This window comes from Streptomyces sp. NPDC111656 (assembly GCF_055656965.1).
This window is the reverse complement of record NZ_JBVKCA010000036.1, coordinates 46,774-70,421: the sequence shown is the minus strand read 5'-3', so window position 1 is coordinate 70,421 and position 23,648 is coordinate 46,774. Positions and strand designations below refer to the sequence as shown.

Below are 23,648 nucleotides of genomic sequence, written 5' to 3'. Positions count from 1 at the left end.
GGCGACGCGGAGGACGCGACGCCTGCGGGCGGCGCGACTCCGGACGCTTCGGGGGGCGGTCGCCGCTACGGAAAGAGCACCGGCCAGGCGGGCCCTCTCCCCCGCAGCCGACTGGATGGTGTGGCCCTGATGGCTGGGGCGGGCGGCCGCTAACCACGGACTCGTTTCAGGGCCGCGGGGCGATCGCCTCCAGGGGCGCGTCGGATTCCTGGAGTAGTTGGGCCCCGTAGGTGAGGCGCCAGTCAGATGAGGGTGGGGCGGGAGATGTCGGTGGGGCGGAACCGGCACAGACATACCCGGGCCTGCCGGAACCAGGCGTTACCCCAGATGTGTAACTCAGTGGAAGGACCGATGTGCTAAGAGCGGACAGTGACCTTAGTGCGCGTGCCAATTGGCACGCTTCTCGGACTGAGAAACTCTGTACACGTGGGGCGCGCTTTGTCACAGGCGCGGACATTGTCCGTATCTCCCGCACGCTCGCCCTGGAGCCGTGGCATCTGACGCAGACCGCACCCGCCGCGGCCGACGATCCGACCGGGATCGTCACCGACGGGAGCCAGCATCGTGTGAACCTGAGGCTGGCGAACGGCCGGTACGGCTGTCTCTTCCTGCTGCGCACCTCAGGGGGGCTCGGTCACTGCGGGCTCGGGGACCTCGCACCTGTCTCCTGCCGCGCGTTTCCCGCGAAGCCAGCAGAGCGCGCCCCCTCGGCGCCGAGGGGGCCGGAGGTCGAATCGGAGGACGAGTCCAAGCAGTTGACCGAGGACGGTCTGGACGCGGAGATGCTCGCGGAGGCCGCGCGCGGCTGGACCGAGGACCGCGAACACTGGTTCGAGGTCGTCAAACGGTGGAACGCGCTGTCCGACGAGCACCCGTCTGACAACGACGAGGCCGATATCCACGTCTTCCAGCGTTATCTCCTGGAGTCGCACGCCGCTCGCGAGGCCGGTACGGCCTGGCCCGGGGAGGCGCAGCTGTGAACGGAAGCGGAGTCAACGTCCCCGGTTGCGCGGGGGAGTGCTGCCGGAAGTACAAGGTCGGAGTCACTGTCTCGGACGTCCGCAGGATCGCGGCCGGGGCCGCTCTGCACCCCGAGGAGTTCATCACCCTCCTTGAGGACGACGAGGGTTTCCGGTTAGGTCCCGACGGGCCGGCCCTCGACCTGTACCTCGTCCGCAAGCCGAAGAACCGCGGCTGTGTGTTCCTGATGGAACTCGCTCCCGGCAAGGCCCGGTGCGGTGTGTACGTCCATCGCCCGCTGGTGTGCAGCAACTTCCCGACGAAGCTCGAACGCGGCGCGGTGGCGATCCGTCAGGACAGCGTCTGCGGACCGGACTCCTGGAACCTCGCGGCGATGGAACTGACCACCTACCGGCGCGACCTGGAGCGCAACCGGGCAGCGTGGGCCGAGCACCTCAGACTGGTAGGGGAATGGAACGCGGCCGTCGACGCCGACAAACGGGCGAAGGCACCGCGTGAGTTGTATGACTTCGTGCTCGGTTCGGCCTGGACCGGCTGATGCGACCGCAGTGGAACGACACGGGCGAACACCGGGAGGAGGAAGTTCCCTCCGCGCCGATCGACAGACTCCTCGCGGCCTCGGTCGCCCGACGCTTCTACCTCGGGCACCAGTCGAAGGTGGACATCGCCAGGGAATTCAACATCAGCCGCTTCAAGGTGGCCCGCCTCCTCGAAGCCGCGGTGGCCCACAACATCGTGCGGATCGACATCACTGTCCCAGCGGAGATCGACGTGCCGCTCTCGCAGGCCCTGGCCGAGAGTTTCGGACTCCGCCACGCCGTCGTTGTCAACCTGACCCGGAGCGAGGGCGGCGTGGTGACCTCCGCCGACACGGGCCAGGTCAGCCGCTGGCTCGGAACGGCGGCGGCGCAGCTGATCTCGGACATCGCCGAGGAGCGCGATGTACTCGGCCTCGATGGCAGCCCTCCGGTGCAGGCGCTCAGCGAGGCGGTCACCCGGCTGCCCTCCTGCGAGGTGGTCCAGCTGACTGGGGTGCACGGGCAGGATCTGGCCACTGACCCCGCGGTCGCCGCGGTCCGCCGTACCGCGAAGGCAGGTGGCGGCCGGGCCTTTCCCCTCTACACCCCCTTCATCCTGCCGGACGCGCCGACGGCAGCCATCCTCAGGAGCCAGCCGGCCATAGCCGAGACGTTGAACCGGTTCGGCCGGGTCACCAAGGCCGTCGTCGGCATCGGCGCCTGGGATGCCACGCTCTCCACGGTGTACGACGATCTGCCGGAGCCGGAACGCGAGAGATACCGGGCGTTGGGAGCGTGCGCCGAAGTGGTCGGCCATGTCTTCGACCAGGCTGGCGACTTGATCACCACGGAGCTGAACGCCCGCATGATCTCCATGGGCACCGCCGAACTCCGGGACGTTCCGGAGCTGATCGGACTCGCGGGTGGCGCAGGGAGAGCCGAGGCGGTCCGGGCCGTCCTGAATTCCGGCCTTCTCACCGGAGTTGTCACGGACACGACGACCGCGCACCGCCTGCTGTGGTCCGATGGCCGGGAGATCACCCCGCGGACGGCAGACACTCCGTACGTGACGGAAACGTCCGTGTGAGATCCCCGTGGGGCACGCCCCGGTTCTTCGGCCCTGCCGCTTCCCAGCCGGCGCTCCGACGTATCGAGTGAGGACAGCAATGACCCAGCAGAGCACCGAGCGGACCGTCGCACCGGCGACCAGGCCGGACGGCCGGCGGTCAGGAGGGAAGGACGCGTGAGCCGCTGGAGATCCGGCCAGTCCCGCAGGGGCGGCAGGCGCGGCCCGGGGCCTGATGCGCGCAGACCGGCCGCCGGCGCGGACAACGCCGGTCGCCTGGGGTCTGGTGGTGCCCCGCCGGTCGAGGACGTCGACGGCATCCTGTTGGTGCGCTCGGTCGAGGACGATTCCTTCCCGCTGGACGCCCTCGCCGAAGTGGCTCGTGCCCTTAGCGTGGACGAGGACGTCGTCACGGTGATGGTGGCCCCCGAGGCCGGGGACGGGGCACCCGGCGGCGGCCACTGGTCCCGTCTGGGCGCTCTCCTCGACTCCCTCCGCTCGAAGGGCACCCGCCGGGTCCGGCTCGTCATGTCCGGTGCCGGTGACGACCGGCCGGACCGGCCCTGCGTGGCCCGAAGGATCGCCGACGCCTGGGAAATCGAAGTGATCGCTCCGGACGCGACGGTGTTGATCACCCCCGGAGGCCTGCTCTTCGTCCACGAGGACTCCCGGCCCGGTTGCGCGTGGTGGCGCTTCGCGCCCGGTGAGGCGCCCCGAAAACTGGGCCCGCGTGCCCCCGTACCCGCCTGGCAGGAGGCGATGGGGCGAGTGCCCTCACGTACGAAGGGCGGCTGTGTGGTGGACCAGATACCGGCGGGCGTGCTGATGCGTCCGGCGGACGCCCCCAGGCCCAGCCCCGACGACCTGTCCTTCGCGATGCCCGTCGACTTCGAGCGCCCCACCGTACTGGTTGGCGCACCGCAGGCTGAGGACGTCGCGGCCGACGAGGTGGCCGCCGTGCTCGCGGCGCTGCCCGTGGCGCAGCGGTCGCGCGTACGTCTCGCTCCCGGGGGCCGCCGTGATGTGCTGCGGCTCGGCCAGTCGGTCGCCGACATGCTGGGCGGCGAGGTGGAAGTGCTCACGGGCCTGCCGCTGCTCGCCGACCACGCCCCGCTCGGCGCGGCCCCCCGGCCGACTTTGGTGAGCACCGACCGGAAATCGAGCTGGCAGCCGTTCGTGTCGTCCGTGGCCTGCCTCCCCGCCGACGCGGAGGGGAGGACTCCCGCCCCCCGGCTGGTTGCCGGCCATCTGCCCGACTGGATATCCCGCGGTACCGATCCGGGGAGCCTACGGCTGACGGACCGCTGGCAGGCCACGGTGACCCGGGCCGGACTCGCCCTGTGGGAACAGGGCGGGCCCCGCCCTCCGCTGGCGGGACTGGCCGTGGACCCGGACGTCTGCGCCATCGAACTGGGCACACCGGGGCAGCTGTTGGACGAGTCACTGCTGCCCGCGCTGTCCCGGCTGCTGGCCGGCCTCGGAGCCGATGCGCGCTCCAGGGCAACACTGCTGGTCCGCGGCAGGCTCACCACGGGGGAGAGCGAACTGCGCCGCCTGGCCGCCGAACACGGCGTGGCGGCCATCCGCTACGTCACCTCCCGGTACGCCCCCCGCCCCGGCGCTGTGGGCCCCCGCCCCGGTACGGCGCAGGTCCCGACCCAGGGCGCCGCTCCGGCGGCGCGGAACACCGGCACGGCTGTCGTCGGACCGTCACCTGCCGCGTCACCGGTGCGAACGGCACCCGGCATCGCAGCGCCAGGGGTGCCCCCTCGGGCGGGGGCACCCGGTGAGGAGCCGGCGGCCCCCCGGTCGGTCCCCGCGTCGGGGGAGCACCGTCCCGTTGCGGGACCGCCGGCGCCTTCCGCGAGGCTCGCCTCCTCCTCCGGGCCGACAGCCCGGGAGGCCGCCCCGCACGAGGCAGTGGCCCAGGCCGCCGGGGATCCCGACGTACATACGTCCGCCGGATTCCGTAGCGCCGCACCGGAGGCGGCGAGGCCGGCCGGTGAGGTTGCCGGCGACCGGGCTTCGGAGGCTGAGTGCCGTGCCGGTGCCGGTGCCGGTGCCGGTGCCGGTGGCGGCACGGGACCGTTGAGCCATGCGTCTGGTGGCACGTCGATCGGTCGCCCCGCGCCCGGCCGTGGCCCCGGTGGCGCGGGAGTCGGCGCGCAAGCCGCGCCCGCGCCGACTGCGGGTGCGGTCACGGGCGCGCCGCCGGAGGCCGGGCCCGGCCATGGCGGCGGGACGGCGCGTGACTCCGGCGATACGTCGCCCGGTGGTTCGCGGGCCGGCGAAGGTGCCGGCCGCGAGGCTGATGAGGCGTCGGAGAGTTCCGGCGGGGAACGTCTCGCTCCCAAGGCAGCCTCCATCGCTCGCGTGGAGCCGGAGGGGGACTCCGGGGGCGGAACGGTTGTCGGCGCGTCGCGCCCCACACCCGGTTATGCGGAGACCCGTGCTGCTGGTGACCGGCCCGACGGCGGTGATGGAGGTGAGCGTCAGGGGCTTGGTCCGCCGGAACGGGTCCCGAGGCGGCCTGCTCGCGGTGACGGCGACGGGGCGAAGGAGCCCGGTCCGGACGCGCGGGTCCCGGTGGGCCCCGAGCGCAGCCACGGTGGCGAGCCCGAACAACCAGAGCCGGAACGGCCGGGGCCGAGAGCGTACGCCGCCCCGGAGAGGTCTGCGCGGCCGGATTCGGTGGCGGCTCCCGCGCCGTTGGCCCTGCCCCTTTCAATCACGCCGGGTCATGTCAGCAGTGCCGCCGAACGCGAGGCGTTCCGTGCCCTCGCTGCAGAGGTCTGGGAGGGGCATGCCGCCGCCGTCTCCAGGGTGCTCACGCGGATGCCCGCGCTGCGCGGCCGCGAACTGGTGGAGGCGAGGAGCGATCTCATCGCCGCGCACGCCTACCTCACCACCGAGGAAGGGCCGTTGCACCATCGCGAGCTGATCCGGGACCTGCGTACCGGTGAGGACCGCCTGCTGCCCTACGCCGGATGCCTGGCATCCGCTCTGCGGCGGCTGCCCTCCTACCGCGGTGTGGCCCTGCGCGGCGGGGACGCCGCGGAGCCCGAGCCCGCGGTGGGGACCCTGGTGCAGGAGCCCGCGCCGGTCAGCGCTCTGGCCGACTCCTCGGAGCTTCCCGCCGGGTCCCCCGTCCGTTATGCGATCTGGTCCGTCACCGGGCGCAAGGTCCGGCAGCTGCTCGATCGGAGGGCCGGAGCCCCGCAGACGCACGACGAGGTCGTCTTCGTGCCGGGGACGGGCTTTCGCGTGCTGGGGGTACGGACCGGGCCCGACGATTCTCCCGTCGTGCTGCTGCGTGAGATCCCGGGAATCGCGAGCACCTACATGGACGGAACGGAGGAGCTTAACGGGCTTGATCGCAAGGCCCTCGTGCATCTCGAAGCGGCGCTCGCGAAGGGCTTCGAGGTGGGCGGGAGCGGGGGCTGGCCCGAGCGCTGCACCGGGCTCCTGGGCCCGGGCGAGTAGCGAGCGTGCCGTCGAAGACCACTCCGGACAACTCGGGGGAGCCACCACCGAGCACGAAGAGCCGGACGACGCACAGAGTCATCCAAGAGTGAAGGAGAACAATGGCAAGGCAACGTAACGTGCCCTCGCGCGACGGGTCGTCGCCGGGGTCCTCGGCTGACGGGAGCACGGCCTCGTCTGCCGGGGTGGTGCGGCCGTCCCTCCGCAGGGCGGTCGCGCTGGGGTCCGTGGGAGCGGACCCGGGCCCGACGCTCACCCCGGCCGTGCAGGAGTCCGTCGGCGCGACGCGGGGCGAGGGCGAGCCGACGTCACGACTGCGGCCCGACACCTCGGCGGAGGGTGCCGCGTCCGCGCGGCCCGGCGTGACCAACGGTGCGGCCGGGGAAGGCGAGGAGGCCTCGCGGCAGCGGGTGTCCGAGCCGGAGGCCGCGTCCGGGAGCGAGGGGGCCACGGCGGCGTCGGCCGCTGCCGCGGCAGAGCCGGAAACCAGGGCCGCGGTCATGGCGGCCGGGGCCGGCGCTGACGGAACCGGCCGCGGTGATGACGAACCGCCCTCCGGTAACCCGAAGAAGCCCCTGCTCGCCGCCGCGGGCATCGCCGGCGTCGTCCTCCTCGCGGTGCCGCTGCTGATCTGGGCCACGGACGACTCCGAGTCCAAGAAGGACAAGATGTCGGCGACTGCGCAGTCCGACACCGTCCTTGATGACGAGGGCGAGTCCGCGCCGCGGGGCAACTACGCCCCGGCGACGCCCACACCGGAGCCGTCGAGCGCCAAGCCCACCCGCAAGGCGCAGAAGTCGGCGGCGCCGAGTTTCGTTCCGCATCCGCAGGGCGCGAAGTCGGTCAAGAGCACCCCGAAGGCGAACGCGCCGGCGCCTCCCCGGATCGCCCCGAACACCGCGGCGCTGGCCGTCCAGAGGCTGGCCACGTCGAGTGGCGGCGGCCGCCACATCTGCTATCGGGCGTATGTGGCGGACATCGGCTGGCAGGCCCTGGTGTGCGACGGTGCCATGGCGGGCACGGGACAGGGCCACCCCATCAAGGCCCTCAACATCGCCGTGTCCGGCACGAATGGCGTGGACGCCAACGAGTCCACTCAGGGAGCCGGATTCACGACGCCGTGGCAGGGCGTGGGCAACGGCGACGACCTCGTCATCGGAACCGCGAAGCAGTCGGCACCGAACATGAGCGGCTTCGCCATCAACGTCGACAAGGGAGGCGGCAACATATGCCAGAACACCCAGGTCACCGGCACAGGATGGCAGGGTCTCGGTTGCGACACCGCCGAGACTTCCGAGGGGCTCATCTTCGGCGGGGACGTGACCAAGGCGCGCGCGCTCGAAGCCGTCAAGTTCACCGTGTGACGCGGCCCTCCGGCTGAGGTCCTGCGAAGCCAGGTGACTCGTGAAGGAGAACGCCCGCCGGGAAGGACCGGCGGGCGTTCTCCTTCACAGAGCGGCCTGTTGCCGCAGTGCCGGACGGCCCCCGGCCGGCAGGTCCTCCGGGAGCAGGGTGGTGAGGTCGGCGAGACTGGGGGACTGAACCCCGCCCAGCCGCCGGGCCTGACTCGTCATCATCGTCTCCAGCAACTGGCGGGCGAGCCGGGCGTTGCCGAAGGACCGGTCCCGGGGAATCGCCTCCACATACGCGCGCAGCGACGCCAGAGTCTCCGCGCTGCACTCGTAACCGGACGCGGCGGCATGCAGGGTCACGATGGTGACCAGTTCGTCCGTGGTGTAGTCCTCGAACTGCACGTATTTGGAGAACCGTGAGGACAGCCCGGGGTTGGAGGCCAGGAAGCCCTCCATCTCCTCGGTGTATCCGGCGACGATGACCACGACCTCGTCGCGGTGGTCCTCCATCAGCTTCAGCAGGGTGTCGACGGCTTCGCGTCCGAAGTCGTTGGAGGAGCCTTCGGGGGTGAGGGTGTAGGCCTCGTCGATGAACAGCACACCGCCCAGTGCGCTGGTGAAGACCTCCTTGGTGCGCTGAGCGGTGTGTCCGATGTACTGGCCCACCAGGTCGGCGCGGGCCACCTCCACCAGTGTGGCGCGGGGCAGAATCCCCAGCGAATGCAGGAGTTTGGAGTAGAGCCGGGCCACCGTGGTCTTTCCGGTGCCGGGCGGCCCGGTGAAGACCAGATGGTTGCTGATCCTGGGGGAGGGCAGCCCCGCCGCGATCCGCTGGCGGGCGTTGGCGAGCAGGCTCACCAGATCGGTGACCTCCCGCTTCACGGCCCCGAGTCCCACCATGGCCTCAAGCTCTGCCATCGGATCGGGCGAGTCGTCCGTGCCGTCCGCGTTCCGCGGTGATCCGTCGACGGCCGCCGCCTCCGTGTCCCCGACGTCCTGCGGCAGCAGCAGCGTCAGGTCGTTCTCACCCGGATCCCGCATGGACGCGAGCCGGAACGCCTGTCGGTCCACCATGTCCTCGAACACCGCGCGGGCCGCCCGGCCGTTGCCGAAGGACGCGTCGCGCGTCATCTGCTCGAAGCGCACGGCCAGTGCTTCCCGGGTCAGCGGACCGAGCTCGAACTGGTGCTGCTGACACATGCTCTCGGTGATGGTCACCAGCTCCTCCACCGCGTAGTTGCCGAACTCGATGGTGCGCGTGAAACGGGAGGCGAGACCCGGGTTGGCGGACAGAAACGATTCCATCTCCTCGGAGTACCCGGCCGCCACCACGACCACGTCGTCGCGGTGGTCCTCCATCAGCTTCAGCAGGGTGTCGACGGCTTCGCGTCCGAAGTCGTTGCCGGAGGCCCCTTCGGGGGTGAGGGTGTAGGCCTCGTCGATGAACAGGACACCGCCCAGCGCGCTGGTGAAGGCCTCCGTGGTCTTGATGGCCGTACCGCCGATGATCTGGGCCACCAGATCGGCGCGGGCGACCTCCACCAGATGACCGGTACGCAGAATGCCGATGTCCGCCAGGATGCTCCCGTACAGCCGGGCGACGGTGGTCTTACCGGTGCCGGGTGGCCCGGCGAAAATCAGATGCCGGCTCATCGAGGGGACCGGCATGCCGAGTCGGCGGCGGCGTTCCGCGAGCTGGTTGAGGTTGACCAGGGTGTGCACCTGGTGCTTGACGTTCTCCAGGCCGATGAGCGCCTCCAGCTCGGTCAGCGGGCTCTCCGGCTCGGTCCCCCCTCGGGACTCTCCGGGGGCCCCTCCACCCTCGCCCGTCGTCTCGGCGTTCTCGCCCCAGCTGTCGGGGGAGCCGTTGTCCGCGCTGGTCAGGAAGTCCACCGAGATCCGGTCGCCGGCACGGGTCTGCCGCAGTCCCGAACCCCGGTTGTCGCGCACCACGCACCGGGTGACGTTCACCGGCTCGGTGCTGTCGATCCGTACGCCGTCGCCCGTGCTGCCGGTGACCTCGCAGGCGGTGAGCGAGGCCCGGCCGCCCCGCGACACCTGAACACCGTGGGCTTTCGAGCCGCTCACCCGGACCCTGTCCAGCAGGATCTCGCCACCGTCCCGCACGCTCACACCGGCGTCGGCGCTGTCGCTGATCTCGCAGTCCCGCAGGGTGCCACGGCCGTGCTCGCCGATGACGACGCCCGAGCGGCCGGAGGAACGCATCACGGTGTCGCTCACCTCGGGGTCGGCGTCGTCGTCGATGCTCAGCGCGCAGCCGCCGGCGGACTCGATCTCGCAGTGCTCCAGGCGGCCGCGGCCGTCGTCACTGATCTCGATGCCGTGGCCGCCCGCCCTGGTGACCCTGACACGGCGCAGCAGGGGGTTGGCGGAGGAGCGTACGGAGATGCCGACCCCGGCCGGGTCCAGTACCTCCAGCCGGTCGAACTCGGCCGTGGAGTCGTTCGCCACCAGCACCGCCCCGGCGGTGTCGGCGCAGTCGCTCACCACCGTGTCGCGGAACATCGGGGAGGAGCCGTCGACGACCCGGATGGCGGACTCCGTGGAGGTGTGGAACTCGCACCCCTCCAGGATTCCGCGCGAGCGGTCGAGGACGAACAGACCGCTGCTCTTGGTACGCCGGGTCACACACCGGCGCAGCAGGGGGTCCGCTCCGCCGGAGATGACGATGGCGCTCTGGGTGATGGACTCGAACGAGGTCTCCTCGATCTCGGGGCGGGAGACGCTGGTCACGAGCAGTCCCACCGAGGTGCGGTGGACGGTGGACCGCAGGACCCGGGTCGAGCTGTGACCTTCCAGGGCGATGGCGGGCTTCTCGGTGCCGGAGATGTCACAGCCTTCCACGGTGCCCCCGGCCTCGCCGCTCGCCAGGACGCCGTTGGCCCGCGCGCCGCGTATCCGGCAGTCGCGGACGAGGGGTCTGGCCGTCTCGCCGATGACCACCGCGGAGGTGCCGAAGTTCTCGAACACGCAGTCGTCCAGGACGCTTTCGGTGTCCGAGGAGTCGACGACGCCGGCGCCGCCGGGGTTGCTGATCCGACAGCCTCGGGCCGCCAGCGAGCCCTTGCCGCGGACCAGGAGTGCCGTCCACCCGGAGCCGTTGACGGAACATCCGTCGAGTGCGGCCTGGCCGGCCGGTACGTCCACCACCGGCAGCTCCTTGTCGCGGCCGCTCAGGGTGAGCCCGCTGAGCATCACGGCGTCGGCCATGAGGCTGACGGCGGTGCCGGAGCGGGGGCAGATCTCCACGGCTCCCGGTTCGCCCTCGGCGACGATCGTCACCCGGTTCCTGATGACCAGGTTCTCGGCGTAGCGTCCGGGACGTACCCGGATCACCGCCCCGGTGCGTGCCTGCGCCAGCGCCTCACCGATCGTCGGGAAACTGTCCGTCCGTTCCGGGCAGACCGTGAGTATTTGCCGTGCCACGCGCCTCGAACCTCCTCGTGTTTCTGCCTCTTTGGCCCTGCCCCATGCACCCGCGCATGGCATGTGCATATCATGTAGTTATGCGAAATGCCATGAAATACAGGTATGCAGGCCTCGTGCTGGCCGCCGCAGTCGCCGTGCCGGCGACCTGTGTGCCTGCCTTCGCCGCGTACAGCGGGCCGTCGGCCGCTGCCGGCGGCGACGACCCCGGCACGACGCTGCTGCCTCCGTTGCCCGTCCGTCTCGGCGAGGGCAACCCGTGCACCGGCCCGTCGGACGTGACCGCCACCGGAGCGACGTGGTCGCAGACGGCCCTCGGGCTGACGCGGGCCCAGCGGATCTCCCGGGGAAGCGGGGTGACGGTCGGGGTCGTCGACACCGGAGTCGCCCCTGATGTGCCCAGCCTGTCCGGGCGGGTGACGGCCCTCGACGGCGCGGACAAGGACTGCGTGGGACACGGCACCTTCGCCGCCGGTCTCATCGCGGCGGCCCCGGAGAAGGGCAGCGGTATCGCCGGGGTCGCCCCCGCCGCCGAGATCGTCGCCCTGCGAGGGACCGACGACCGCGGTGTGCCCTCCGTGGAGAGGGTCGCTGAAGGCATACGCAAGGCGGCGGACCGGGGCGCCCAGGTCATCTACGTCGGCTACGTCCTGCGTACCGGAAGGGCGGAACTCACCGCGGCCGTCGCCCATGCCACGGAGCGGGACGCGCTCGTGGTCGCTCCCGCCGCTCCGGATGCCGTGCCCAAGGAGGAACTCGGGCCGGACAACGAAATGCCCGAGGGACCATACTGGCCGGCCGCCGTGCCGGGAGTGCTGTCCGTCGTGGACTTCGGACCCAGCGGCGCACGGCAGAAGGACGCGCCGCCCGCCTACGAGCCGGACCTGTCCGCGCCCGGCAGCTCCATGGTCAGCATCGGACCGAAGGGCTCCGGGCACTACATAGGCTCCGGTGCGTCGTTGGCCGCGGCCGGTGTCGCGGGAATCGCCGCACTCGTACGGGCTTACCAGCCCAAGGCGACCGCGGCGGAGGTCACCCGCCGGCTGCTCGACACCGCCTATCCGGCGGACACTTCCAGGGCCGACCCCTTCGCTGCCCTTTCCGTCGTCTCGGACAAGAGCGAGGCGGCTCCGGCGAAGCGTGTCCCCGCCCATCTGCCGCAGCCCGCCGACCCCGGCCCCCGGACCCGGTCCCTGGTGATCGCCGCCGCGGGCCTGACCCTCGTCCTGCTGGTGGGAGGCGCGGCGGCGGTGATCCCACGCGGCCGTGCCAGAGGCTGGCTGCCACCCGGCCGCAGCGCGGACGACGCGCCCGCGGCTCCCGCCGGGCAGAGCTAGGCGGGGGCCGGCGCCCCTGTCCCGGTCGTCTGTGGCTGGTCGCGCCCACCCGGCGGAGCCGCACATGTCACCGCCCCGCGCCCCTGGCGGGGCGCATGGCGCCCGGTGGAGGAACGGGGAACTGCGCGCGCGGCCCCCAGGGGCCCGCAGTGCCCCACGGGCCCCTGACGTCCCTTCGGGGCCGACGCGGTGCAGCCCGGAGCCGGCCGGGCCCGGAGCGTTTGCCGGGGCGAGGCCGGGCATCAGCCGTCCTCCAGCAGCGGAGTCTGTACCTGGAGGGTCTTGCGCCGCGCGATCCGCACCGCCCGGCCAGGGATCAGCTCGCGCCCCTTCACATTGCCGAAGAGATACCCCTCGCTCGGCGGGCAGGACATCAGCAGACCCGGTGTGTTGACCTCCTGGAGCCTGCGCAACAGCATCTCGTTGAGGCCACGTCCGGCTCCCGCGGAGGAGCGGGCCACGATCATGTGCAGGCCGACCTCGTGGCCGAGCGCGAGATGGTCGAGCAGCGGAGCGAACGGCTGCGCCATGGCACTGCTGCCGATCATGTCGTAGTCGTCGACCAGGATGAACAGCCGCGGTCCCTGCCACCAGTCGCCCAGCCGCATCCGTGACGGGGCGATGTCCTCGCCGGGAACTCGCTGCCTGACCGCCCGGGCCGCCCCGTCCACGAGTTCCTTGAGCATGTCGAGGGACACGGCGTGGCCGAGCCGGTACGGCTCGGGAATGGTCTCCACCAGCTCTCGCCGGTAGTCCACCGCCATGATCCGGGCCTCGGCGGGTGTGTACCGCGCGGTGATGCCCTTGGCGATCACCTTCAGCAGGTTCGTCTTGCCGCACTCGGTGTCGCCCACGATGATCATGTGAGGGTTCTCGGAGAAGTCGTGCCACACCGGGGCGAGTTCGTTCTCGTCCAGGCCGATCGGGATCCGCAGACCGTTCTCGACCTCGGGCTCGGGCAGTTCACCGACGGGCAGGCTGGTCGGCAGCATCCGGACCCGGGGCGCGGCCGGGCCCGTCCAGTTCTCGCTGACCGCGGAGACGAGCCCCGCGATGCCCTCGGCCAGGTCGTCGGAGTCCTCGACCCCGTCGACGCGCGGCAGCGCCGACAGGTAGTGCAGCTTCTCGGCGGTCAGGCCCCGCCCCGGGCTGCGCGGAATCGACGCCGCCTTGCGGGAGTCGATCTGGGAGTCCATCGGGTCACCCATCCGCAGTTCGAGACGGGTACCGGTCTGGTCGCGCACGGAGGACGACAGCTCCACCCACCGGGCGGTGGTGATCACCAGGTGGACGCCGTAGTTGAGCCCGCGGGCAGCCAGCGCGTTGAAGGTGGGGATCTGCCGGTCGTAGTCCTGCCGCACGGTGGACCAGCCGTCGACGACCAGGAAGACGTCGCCGTGCGGCTCGTCGGCGAACTCGCCCGCCGCGCGCCGCTTGCGGTACGTGGGCATGGAGTCGATGCCGTGCGCCAGGAAGAACCGCTCACGCTGGCTGAGCAGAGTGTTGACCTCAGCGATCACCCGGCCCACCCGCTCGCTGTCCACGCGGGCCGCCACACCGCTCACATGGGGCAGTCCCTCAAGCGCGGCGAGGGTGCCGCCGCCGAAGTCAAGGCAGTAGAACTGCACTTCGCGCGGAGTGTGGGTGAGGGCGAGCGCGGTGATGAGGGTCCTCAGCAGGGTGCTCTTGCCGCTCTGCGGACCGCCGGCGATGGCCACATGGCCGCCGGCCGCCGACAGGTCCACCGTCAGCAGATCACGCAGCTGGTCGAACGGCCGGTCCACGACGCCCACCGGTACGGTGAGCTTGCCCCGCAACGGCCAGTCCGCCGTGGTGAGTCCGAACTGCGGATCGGGCGCCAGCGGAGGCAGGATCTGGTCCAGTGTGGACGGCGCGCCGAGTGGCGGCAGCCAGACCTGGTGCGCCGGCGGCCCCGAGCCGCGCAGCCGGTCGAGCGCCACCGACAGCAGCGTCTCGCCGGTCTCCTCGTCGGCGCCATCAGGCTCCTCCTCGGCCTCGCCAGTGACGTCCGGGTCCGCGGGCGCGCGCGGCACCACCCAGTTCGCCGTCCACGGCACCACCTGGCGCGCCACCTGTGCCTGGACGACGGCTCGGCGCCGCTCGTACGGACCTGACACGTACGCGGCACGGAACCGCGTCAGCGCGTCGACACCGCTCTTGAGGAAACCGGCACCCGGCTGCGCGGGCAACTCGTAGGCGTCCGGCACACCCAGCACACCGCGGCTCTCCATCGCGGAGAAGGTGCGCAGGCCGATCCGGTACGACAGATGGCTCTCCAACTGGTGCATACGGCCCTCGTCCAGCCGCTGCGAGGCGAGCAGCAGATGCACCCCGAGCGAACGGCCGAGCCGGCCGATCATGACGAACAGCTCCATGAAGTCCCGGTGTGCGGACAGCAGTTCACTGAACTCGTCGACCACCACGAACAGGCTGGGCAGTGGCTGCAACGGCACCCCGGACCGCCGCGCCTTCTCGTATTCCAGCGCGGAGGTGTAGTTGCCGGCGGCACGCAACAGCTCCTGACGCCGGATCAACTCGCCGTGCAGGGCGTCCTGCATCCGGGCGACCAGCGCCACCTCGTCGGCGAGGTTGGTGATGACCGCGGACGTGTGCGGCAGCTCGTCCAGACCGAGGAAGGTCGCGCCGCCTTTGAAGTCGACGAGGATGAAGTTCAGCGTCTCGGAGGAGTTGGTCAGGGCGAGGGACAGGACGAGCGTGCGCAGCAGTTCGCTCTTGCCGGAGCCGGTGGCCCCGATGAGCATGCCGTGCGGTCCCGTGCCCCCCTGTGCGGACTCCTTGATGTCCAGCTCCACCGGCCTGCCGTCGCCGCTGACCGCGATGGGCACCCGGAGCCTGCTACTGCCGGTGTACCGCTGCCAGAGCGTCGCCGGCTCGTGCCGGTGCAGATCGGGGATGTTCAGCAGCGTGGTCAGCTCGACGTCGTTGGCCAACGGCTTGGAGTCGTCGCCGCCCATGCTCATCCGGTACGGCGCCAGCAGCCGGGCCAGAGCGAGCGAGCCCACAGGACCGAAACGGTCGGGCCTGCCGAGAACAGTCGACTGCTCCTTGCGGTCGCGGTCGGTCCTCACCAGCGCGACGCTCTCCTCCTCGACCTCCAGACGCAGGGTGGTGCGACCGGGCTTCCAGGCGAGAGCACCCGTCAGGTCGAGCACCACCGCGTTGCGGAACCCGAGGCCGTCGAAACGGTGACCCGCGGGTACCGTGCAGCCGTCGAGCACGATCACCGTGTACGGCTCCTCCCGCCCCGGAACCGCGTCGGGGTCGGCGCTCGGACGCTCGAGGAACTCGCCACCGAGTAGATTCTCCAGCTCGTTGAAGGCCGAGGTGATCATGCGAGCGGGCCCGGCGCCGTCCTCCTCGTGCCGGTGCAGGCTGTGCGGAAGCCACTTCGCCCACTCCCACCCGGGCCGCCGCTCGTCCGACACACACAGTGCGATCCACAGGTCGTCGGGGGAGTGGAAGACCGCCAGTTGGCCGAGCAGAGCGCGCACCACATCCCGTATCGGCTCCTCCTCCCCGCGGAAGAGAACCTTCGACCAGGCGCGCAGATAAATCGCGATGGGCTGGTCACGTACGGTCGAATAGGCCTTGGTGAAGCTTCGCAGGGCGTGCGCGGACAGCGGTTCGAGGTCCTCGACCGGCTTCGTCGAGAGTGGGGTCAGCTGCATCGACAGGCGCTGGTCACCCACGCCCATCCGGACCTCGGCGAAGTCGTCGTCGGACGCACGGCGCTCCCACAGCCGGGTGCTGCGCACGAACGAGGACAGCGCCGCGGGCTCGGGGTGCTGCCAGGCGAGGGCGAGTTGCTGGTCGACGACGGAGGCCCGCACCTTGCGCCGTGTCTGCCGCAGATAACGCAGGTAGTCGCGGCGTTCGCCCTTCATCCGCTCCTTGCGCTCGCCGCTCTTGCGCATGACCTGACCGAGCATCATTCCCGCGGACGCGATCACCATCACACCCAGCGAGATGTAGATGAATCCGCCACTGGACCGGCGCATGCCCGGCCTCATGAACATCAGCATCATGGAGACGGACATAAGCGCCATCGGCAAGTATGTCCATACCGCAGAGTTGTCCGGCACCGTTTCCGGAAGGGTCGGCGGCTCCTGAAGGCTCAGCTCTCCCGACGGCATTTCCGGACCTTTACGGCGTGCCGGCCTTCGGAACAGGATCACGCTCAACGAATGGCCTCCTCAATGATTTCGGAACAATTCCGCGGCAGCGGCACAGGACAGTTCGATGTCCGTCCGGACGCCGTTCGCCTCGAAATGGGTAAAGTGAAAGTGAGATGCTTCACATGGTGAAAGGGTCGGTCAGAGTCCAGCGATGACTGTGAACCTTTTAGATGGGGTTCCGTGGAACGCTGAATTGTTCAGGGGCGGTTGCACAAGAGTCCGACTTACCGTCAAACTCATCGGCGCGTACCGCATCCGACTTCCCGTCGCGTTCGGCGGGCCGATCAGCGCGCTGCCTCTGCCTCTCAGTCACCGCGCTCCGCAAGAAAGCGTGAACCCAAAGCCCATGACTGACATTCAGGCGGCAATCCTTTGCCGCGTCACCGTACGTGCTCCGGCCAGGACCGTCGACCTGGCCGTACCCTCCGATGTGCCCGTTGCCGATCTGCTGCCCACTGTGATCAGCTACGGAGGCGACGATCTGGAGGAATCCGGCCTGGAACACGGCGGTTGGGTGCTGCAACGCCTCGGCGGCCCACCGCTCGACCCTGAGAGTACCTTGGACTCCCTCGGTCTGCGGGACGGCGAGGAACTTTATCTGCGGCCTCGCGCCGAAGCGTTGCCCGAGGTACACCTCGACGACCTGGTCGACGGCATCTCCGCCAACATGCGCCACCGGCCGCATGGTTGGAGCCCGGAGGCCTCCAAGCGCCTGCTGCGCGGCCTGTCCGTGGTCACGCTCGTGCTGGGCATGGCGCTGATCGCCGCGCCCGGATCGCCGGGCTGGGTACGGGCACTGGCGGCCTCGGCAGCCGGACTGCTGCTGATGGCCGGGGCGGGCTCGGCCGCCCGAGCCGTCGGCGACTCCGGCGCCGGCTCGCTGCTCGGCCTCATGGCGGCCCTCTACCTCGCCCTGGCGGGCTGGCTGCTGCCCGGCGGTGAGTTGGGCGGCGCCGAGGGCGACGCAGTGCTGGGAGCAAGGCTGTTGGCCGCCTCCGCAGCCGGTGGTGGAGGCGCGGTACTGGCGTTGGCGGCGGTCGGCGTGTATCCGGCGCTGTTCATCGGCACCGCTTTCGTCGCCACGTCGGGAGCGTTCGGCGGCGTCCTGATCACCTTGGAACTGAGCATGGAGCAGGCGGCCAGTGTGGTCGCTGTCATGGTCGTACTGCTCGGCGGTTTCGTCCCCACCCTGTCGTTCAGGCTCGCCGGCATGCGGATGCCGCCGCTGCCCTCCAACGTCCAGCAGCTGCAGCAGGGCATCGACCCGTATTCCCCCTCCGAAGTCGAAGCGCGGTCCATGATGGCGGACGGCTGGATGACCGCCTTCTACGGAGCCATCGGGCTGGTCTGCATGCCGTGCCTCATGGCGCTCGCGGTCGAGCCGGGCGTCGCCGGGGTCCTCACCGTCGTGGCCCTCTCACTCCTGTTGCTGCTGCACAGCAGGGGGCTGGGCAACGTTTGGCAGCGGGTGGCGCTGACCTGCGCCGGGGCCTGGGGCGTGACCCTGCTGCTGTTCATGGCCACGCGCGACCTCGGTCCGAGGGACAGGCTGATCCTGGCGATGGGACTGATGGGCCTGGCGGCCGCGATCACGATCGCTTCGTGGACCGTGCCCGGGCGGCGACTGGTGCCGTACTGGGGCCGGGCCGCCGAACTGCTGCACTCGCTCGCCGCGATCTCCATGCTGCCGCTGATGCTCTGGTCGATGGGTGTCTACGGGTGGCTGCGCGGGATCAACGGCTGAGGCGGGAGAAGCGACGATGCACAGCAAACGGGACCAAGTACAAGCTCATCTCTTTATCATGGGGCGGCTGGCCTCGGCCATGCTGCGCTCCGACCCCGACGAGGCGGAAAGCCCTCTGGGCAGGACCAACCGCGGCGCCGCGGTAGGGGTGATCATCGCCGTGATGGTGTGCGCCGGAGCGTTCGTCTTCGGGCTCATCAAGCCGGGCGGGAACGACTCGTGGCGTGCGGGGAAGGACCTGATCGTCGACAAACAGACGGGTGCGCGCTACCTGTACCTCGACGGGCGGCTGCGCCCTGTACGCAACTACGCCTCTGCCCAGCTGCTGGCCGGCGGCGGCCTCGGCGTCACGACAGTGGGTACGTCCTCGCTCGCGGGCACACCGCATGGAGCGCCCCTCGGCATCCCGGACGGCCCGGAGTCCCTGCCTGGCGCCGGTGACCTGGGCAGCAAGCCGTGGGTGGTGTGTTCGGGCATCCGCCCGAGGACGACGGGCGTCGTCACGGAGACCACGACGCTCGCGCTCGGCGCGGACGAACCCCAGGACATCCCGGACGGACGGGAGCTGGGGCAGAAGGACGGCCTGCTGGTCGCCGGGCCGGACGACACCACGTATCTGCTGTGGCAGGGCAGTCGGCTGCGCCTGGACGAGGAGGCGAACGCGGCTCGTGCCCTCGGGTACGGAAGTGTCACGCCCCGCCCCGCCTCGGCCGCGTTCCTCGATGCCTTCCCTCTGGGGCCGGACCTTTCTCCCGCCGATGTGCCCGGCCGCGGCGCCAACGGGCCTTCGCTGTCGGGCCGGAGCACGAGGATCGGCCAGATCTTCCGTGTCGAGGTACCCGGCGCCGCCCCCCGCTACCACCTGCTGACGAAGGCGGGACTCGTCCCGCTCACGGCCACTGGCGCGGCGCTTTTGCTGGGTGACCCGGAGACCCGCGAGAAGGCGTACGAGGGAGCGGCCGTAACCGTGGTGACGCTCCGGGCCGACGAACTGACCGAGCATCTCGCCCCGAGCTCCCAGGCCTCCGTGGTGAACGCGGCGAAGCTTCCCGAGGAGCCGCCGAAGGCTGTCGGGGTCTCCGCCGACTCCCTCGTGTGCGCGGACGTCGACTCCTCGAAGGGCGGCGTACGTGTGGGCACGTCCGTACGGCCCGAGGAGTCGCTGCCGGAACCGGTGCAGCCACCGGCTCCCGAAGTCGTTCCGGGCTGTCTGAAGGTCGACGCCATCGCGGTGCGGGCCGGAACGGGCGCGCTGGTCAGGACGTTGAGCGCGAGCGGCAGCGCCCTGGGCGACACCACGTACCTGGTGACCGACGACGGAGTGAAGTACCGGCTGCTGTCCCAGGACGGGGTGAAGGCCCTGGGGTACGAGGGCGTCCAGGAGCGGACGGTGCCGTCCCCGATACTGTCCATGCTGCCGAGCGGCCCGGACCTCACTCCTGAAGCAGCCTCTTCCGGAGAAGCGCGAGTGACACTGCGGTGCCCGAAGAAATAGTGGGCAATTGGGAACAAGCCGCCCAGCACGGAGAGCCTCCCAAAAGGAAACTCTTGGTTTATCCGCAGTCACGCCGCGTTGAAGTGCGGTGTCCGGACGCGGTACGGGGGCGGGAATAGATGCCCGGTCTGTCCGATTGCGTTCATCGTTCTGCTCAAGTGAGCGGCTCGAATTCTGAATAACTGCTCAGTCGAGCATTGAGGGTATTCCAATCGGGCGGTCGTGGCAGCTTGACGGCAATTGCCAAACGCGCCGGGGGCTGCTTAGCATCGGCTCACACCCGATCCCGGTGAACCGGTGCGTGGTTGCGGGGCCACCCTGTCTGTCCACGGGTGGCATGGGGCCCACAGGTCGGTGAATTTCGCCGAAAGGAAGTTCTCTCATGGCCATTCAGCAGTCAGAAGAGCAGGCGACGCGTAGCGGGATCAGGGCGCTGGAACAGGCGTTCACCAGCATCCAGACGCGTCAGCAGGACGTTCAGACCACCGGGCAGAATCTGGCCACGAGCTACGGGGGTGCGGACGGTGGGAAGTTCAAGCGGTTGCTGGAACAGTGGGACGGGAACGTCGACATCATCCTGACGAATCTTGACCGGATGGTCGATGAACTCAACGGGACCCTCCAGGAACACGGTCTGATGCAGGGTTCCGCGGACGATTCGATCGACCAGGAGTACTCGCGTTCCACGGCCGTGTTCGACGAGCTCAATGGAACCCACACCTCGTCCTGACCGACGGGCCCTCCATGCCTTTGCCCCCTGCGTGGCATCGCGCTCGGGAACCACTCTCCAGCGGTCACGGTTCTGCCCACTGACCAATACCGCACACAACATTGCACTCGCGGCGAATCGGGGATTTCGATGGACTACTCAGACGGCTATATCTATCTCGACTACAACGGGGCCGAGGGCGCGGCCGAAGACATGATCAGGCAGTCGCAGGCGATCATGAGCACCATTTCGAACCTGGAAATGGAGCTGACGGCGCTGAAGAACAGCTGGATCGGTGACGACGCGCAGGTCTACAACGAAGTGCAGCAGAAGTGGGACACGGCCGTACAGAACATCAAGGACCTGCTGGCCAACCACTCCCAACTGCTGAACGATATCTCCGCCAACTACCGGCGCGGCGAGTCGAACCTCGAGCAGAAGTGGGCGGAAATCAGGATCGGCAGCCGCTGACCCTGTCAGAAGCCGTTCTCGTCTTCCCCGTGCACGACGGCGCGGGTTGAGCCGGGCGGAAGTGGCGAGCGAACGACCGGGCGCCGTCGGCCTCAGCTGTTTCGGGCGCCACTGGCCCGGTGCGGGAAGCTGGGGCCGGCGGCGCCCGACGCTGTGACCGGTAGCTCTCAAAGATCATGTTTATGGGACCGTCATGGTCCCTGATGCCGCATGGAAGGGGAACGGCATGGCCAACGTCACGGTTCTCAACACCGAATTCCTGAAGCAGTTCATCACCAACAACATCGAGGCGTTCTCAAGCAGCCTGGAAAAAATGCAAAAGGATGACCCGGCCCTTGGGCCGGCCATCTCGACTGTTGCCGAGAAGAAAATCACCGACACCACTGTCTCCGCCTCGAAGCCGCTCGTCCTCGGCCACCTGGCTTTCAACGACAGTCCGGTCGGAGGCGCTAATTTGAACAAGGCCGTCCAAGACGGCGCAGCCGAACTCCAGCGCATCATCGACAGTCATGTAACCCTGTTCAAGGATCTGCATGAGGCGATGCAGGAAACTATCGAAAAGCTGAACAGCACACAGGGGGAGAATCTGGAGAATATTTCCTTCGAAGATTTTAAGGAAATATTCGAAGACGTCGAAACCGATCTCGAAGGTTCCGGAAACGAAAAAACCGAAAATACCGAGAAATAGGAGTCGGAGCACAAGATCCGGAATCCCCACTGGTAGTCCACTTCTCCTACGACATCGCGGAGCACGGTGATGGCCGACCCGAAAAACAATAACGATGACAACTGGAAATCGGCAGTCGACATGCTCACCGGCTATATGCTGCCGGAGCGTAGTAAGTTGTTCGAGAATCTCAAGGGCAACGATGGCATTCCGTTGATGCATGTCCGGTTGGACAGGGCGAGTAATGGCTATGTATCCGGTTTTGTTTCGCAGGGCGGCTGGCACATGCGGCACACCGACTACGTCTTTCCGTTTCTCGGCCCGGACAAGGATCCGACGAACCAGTCGGCGGGTCGGACTATGGCCTCCTACTACGCGTACATCACCTTCCTTGCCTCGGGCCAGGCCGCACCGCCCAGCGGGAACGATGTCATCGCGAACTACAAAAAGACCAGCGACAAGCTGAAGGACAAGGGTGGCTGGAACAAGGAAGGAGACAAGCTCGACTGGGACACCGGGGACCTGACCCGGTACGTCTACGGCTCCAAGGCGGCCCTCGACACGCTGACCATGTGGCCCCACTCGACCCATGGATTCTCCGACCGTTCAAATTCCGTGGCCGACGATTCCTACGTCGACTTGGGCTCCTTCACCGATGCGGCCAGAGCCTTCGAACGGGCCGTGAGTTTCTTCTCGGACAGCGCCGTCACCGTTGGCAAATGGGACAACGAGAACATCGGAGAGGGCAGTGATGCCTGGGACGGCACCCCGGCGGCCGTCTTCAAGGGACTCATCCACAAGCTGGCAAGGAATTACGAGGGCTACGCCGACCAGCTCAAAGGGGAGGGTGAGGCGAGCAGCGCGGTACTCCTTGACGGTACGGCGGTGGCGTCCAAGCCTGCTATCGCACTGGCCGAACTTCAGCAGACCATCCTCACCCAGGCGCAGAATCTTGTCAATGCGTGGAATTCGTGGAGGGATGATAGCAACCCTCAGAAGTTTCTGTACGACATGCTGCAGGAGGCGAGACTCAGTTCCTTCGACACGCAGTTCGATAAGGTCGATATCGACGTATACCATTACGGTGGTCAGACTAATACCCCCAAATTGATCAACAAGGCTTTGGCCGGATTCGACAACAACCTAATCGTCGAAGGCGTGTCCTACGGACAGGCCCATCTGATGGAATCCTGGAAAAATCTCGCTGAAGAGGCCGTGCGCCGGTGGGAAAGTTCGGCTCAGAACTGGCTGAGTGTGGCGGGCGCCGATGCCATTGTTGCGCTTACCAATGCTTTCACCGAGGCGGAAAAGGCCTTTGAGACTAAACTGACTGACAAAGATAAACAGCCGATTTCGGAAATCATATCGAAGGAGACTCGCGACCAGGAAAAGAAAGGAGTGGACAAGGAGAAGGCTGCGGCCAAGGACGTTGCGGACAAGGAGAAGGAGGAAGCCAAGCGGCAGCGGGACGAGGAGAAGGCCCAGGCGGCGAAGGAGAAGGAAGAAGCCAAGGCGGCGGCGGACAAGGAGAAGGCTGAGGCCAAGGCGGAACAGGCGACCGCCAAGGAGCAGGCGAACAAGGAGAAGGAAGAAGCCAAGGCCGCGGCGGCGAAGGAGAAGGCCGAGGCCAAGGCGGAACAGGCGACCGCCAAGGAGCAGGCGAACAAGGAGAAGGAAGAAGCCAAGGCCGCGGCGGACAAGGAGAAGGCCGAGGCCAAGGCGGAGCAGGGAACCGCCAAGGAGCAGGCGGCGAAGGAGAAGGCCGAGGCCAAGGCGGAACAGGCGACCGCCAAGGAGCAGGCGGCAAAGGAGAAGGAAGAAGCCAAGGCGGGGGCGGACAAGGAGAAGGCCGAGGCGAAGGCGGAACAGGAGGCCGCCAAGGAGGAAGCGGCGAAGGAGAAGGCACAGGCGAAGGCCGAGCAGGGGACCGCCAAGGAGGAGGCGACAAAGGAGAAGGAAGAAGCCAAGGCGCAGAACCAGACGGACCGGGACGAGGCCAAGCAACAGGCTGCCCAGCAGCAGGCTTTCGCCGTCAGTCAGGCGGACAGGCAGCGGGCCGAGGCCAAGAAGGAAAAGGACGAGGCCAAGGCAGAGCAGGCGCAGGAGAAGGCGCAGGCGAAGGCGGAGCAGGAGGCCGCCAAGCAGGAAACGCAGAAGGAGA

Annotated in this window: 14 protein-coding genes; 12 read left to right on the top strand and 2 right to left on the bottom strand. The window is 68.9% G+C overall.

Annotated features, from left to right (window positions below; genetic code table 11):
- The first annotated feature begins 566 nt into the window (after window positions 1-566).
- From ACZ7M3_RS49255 to ACZ7M3_RS49235, 5 genes are all read left to right on the top strand, one after another.
- On the top strand, window positions 567-980 hold the full coding sequence (locus ACZ7M3_RS49255; RefSeq protein ID WP_472072887.1) for a hypothetical protein: 414 nt from the start codon (window positions 567-569) through the stop codon (window positions 978-980).
- Window positions 977-1,519 (top strand): YkgJ family cysteine cluster protein, encoded by a 543-nt coding sequence (locus ACZ7M3_RS49250; protein ID WP_472072885.1) that lies wholly within the window; start codon window positions 977-979, stop codon window positions 1,517-1,519. Before ACZ7M3_RS49255 ends, ACZ7M3_RS49250 begins: the two co-directional genes overlap by 4 nt.
- Entirely contained in the window at window positions 1,519-2,586 is a 1,068-nt protein-coding gene (locus tag ACZ7M3_RS49245) for a sugar-binding transcriptional regulator (protein ID WP_472072883.1), read from the top strand. The genes ACZ7M3_RS49250 and ACZ7M3_RS49245 overlap by 1 nt, the downstream gene beginning before the upstream one ends.
- 156 nt (window positions 2,587-2,742) lie before the next feature.
- A complete protein-coding gene (locus ACZ7M3_RS49240; protein WP_472072881.1) occupies window positions 2,743-6,048 on the top strand; it encodes a DNA polymerase III subunit gamma/tau domain-containing protein in 3,306 nt (1,101 codons plus the stop codon).
- A gap of 101 nt (window positions 6,049-6,149) precedes the next feature.
- On the top strand, window positions 6,150-7,412 hold the full coding sequence (locus ACZ7M3_RS49235; protein WP_472072879.1) for a hypothetical protein: 1,263 nt from the start codon (window positions 6,150-6,152) through the stop codon (window positions 7,410-7,412).
- Between the two features lie 84 nt (window positions 7,413-7,496).
- On the opposite strand, the gene ACZ7M3_RS49230 is transcribed toward ACZ7M3_RS49235, so the two are convergent.
- The gene (locus tag ACZ7M3_RS49230) at window positions 7,497-10,847 is read right to left on the bottom strand and encodes a right-handed parallel beta-helix repeat-containing protein (protein ID WP_472072877.1); all 3,351 of its coding nucleotides are present in this window, start codon (window positions 10,845-10,847) and stop codon (window positions 7,497-7,499) included.
- Window positions 10,848-10,939: 92 nt separating this feature from the next.
- Here ACZ7M3_RS49230 and ACZ7M3_RS49225 point away from each other — a divergent pair, with 92 nt between their 5' ends.
- The gene (locus ACZ7M3_RS49225; RefSeq protein WP_472072875.1) at window positions 10,940-12,184 is read left to right on the top strand and encodes a S8 family serine peptidase; all 1,245 of its coding nucleotides are present in this window, start codon (window positions 10,940-10,942) and stop codon (window positions 12,182-12,184) included.
- Window positions 12,185-12,426: 242 nt separating this feature from the next.
- Here ACZ7M3_RS49225 and eccCa read toward each other — a convergent pair whose 3' ends face one another.
- Entirely contained in the window at window positions 12,427-16,359 is a 3,933-nt protein-coding gene (gene eccCa, locus ACZ7M3_RS49220) for a type VII secretion protein EccCa (RefSeq protein WP_472072873.1), read from the bottom strand.
- 388 nt (window positions 16,360-16,747) lie between these two features.
- On the opposite strand from eccCa, the gene eccD reads away from it, so the two are divergent.
- From eccD to ACZ7M3_RS49190, 6 genes are all read left to right on the top strand, one after another.
- Window positions 16,748-18,145, top strand: coding sequence for a type VII secretion integral membrane protein EccD (eccD, locus tag ACZ7M3_RS49215; protein WP_472072871.1), 1,398 nt, complete (start codon window positions 16,748-16,750; stop codon window positions 18,143-18,145).
- A gap of 16 nt (window positions 18,146-18,161) precedes the next feature.
- Window positions 18,162-19,640 carry a type VII secretion protein EccB gene (eccB, locus tag ACZ7M3_RS49210; RefSeq protein WP_472072869.1) on the top strand — a complete coding sequence of 493 codons (1,479 nt, stop codon included), beginning with the start codon at window positions 18,162-18,164 and terminating at the stop codon, window positions 19,638-19,640.
- Window positions 19,641-20,022: 382 nt separating this feature from the next.
- Window positions 20,023-20,370, top strand: a complete 348-nt coding sequence (locus ACZ7M3_RS49205; protein WP_472072867.1) for a hypothetical protein — start codon at window positions 20,023-20,025, stop codon at window positions 20,368-20,370.
- Between the two features lie 129 nt (window positions 20,371-20,499).
- Window positions 20,500-20,820: a WXG100 family type VII secretion target gene (locus tag ACZ7M3_RS49200; protein WP_472072865.1), complete on the top strand. Its 321-nt coding sequence runs from the start codon at window positions 20,500-20,502 to the stop codon at window positions 20,818-20,820.
- A 226-nt stretch (window positions 20,821-21,046) separates the two neighbouring features.
- Window positions 21,047-21,508, top strand: coding sequence for a type VII secretion system-associated protein (locus tag ACZ7M3_RS49195; RefSeq protein WP_472072863.1), 462 nt, complete (start codon window positions 21,047-21,049; stop codon window positions 21,506-21,508).
- 69 nt (window positions 21,509-21,577) lie between these two features.
- Window positions 21,578-23,648: AAWKG family protein (locus ACZ7M3_RS49190; protein WP_472072861.1), on the top strand; the 2,071-nt coding region annotated here is incomplete at its 3' end.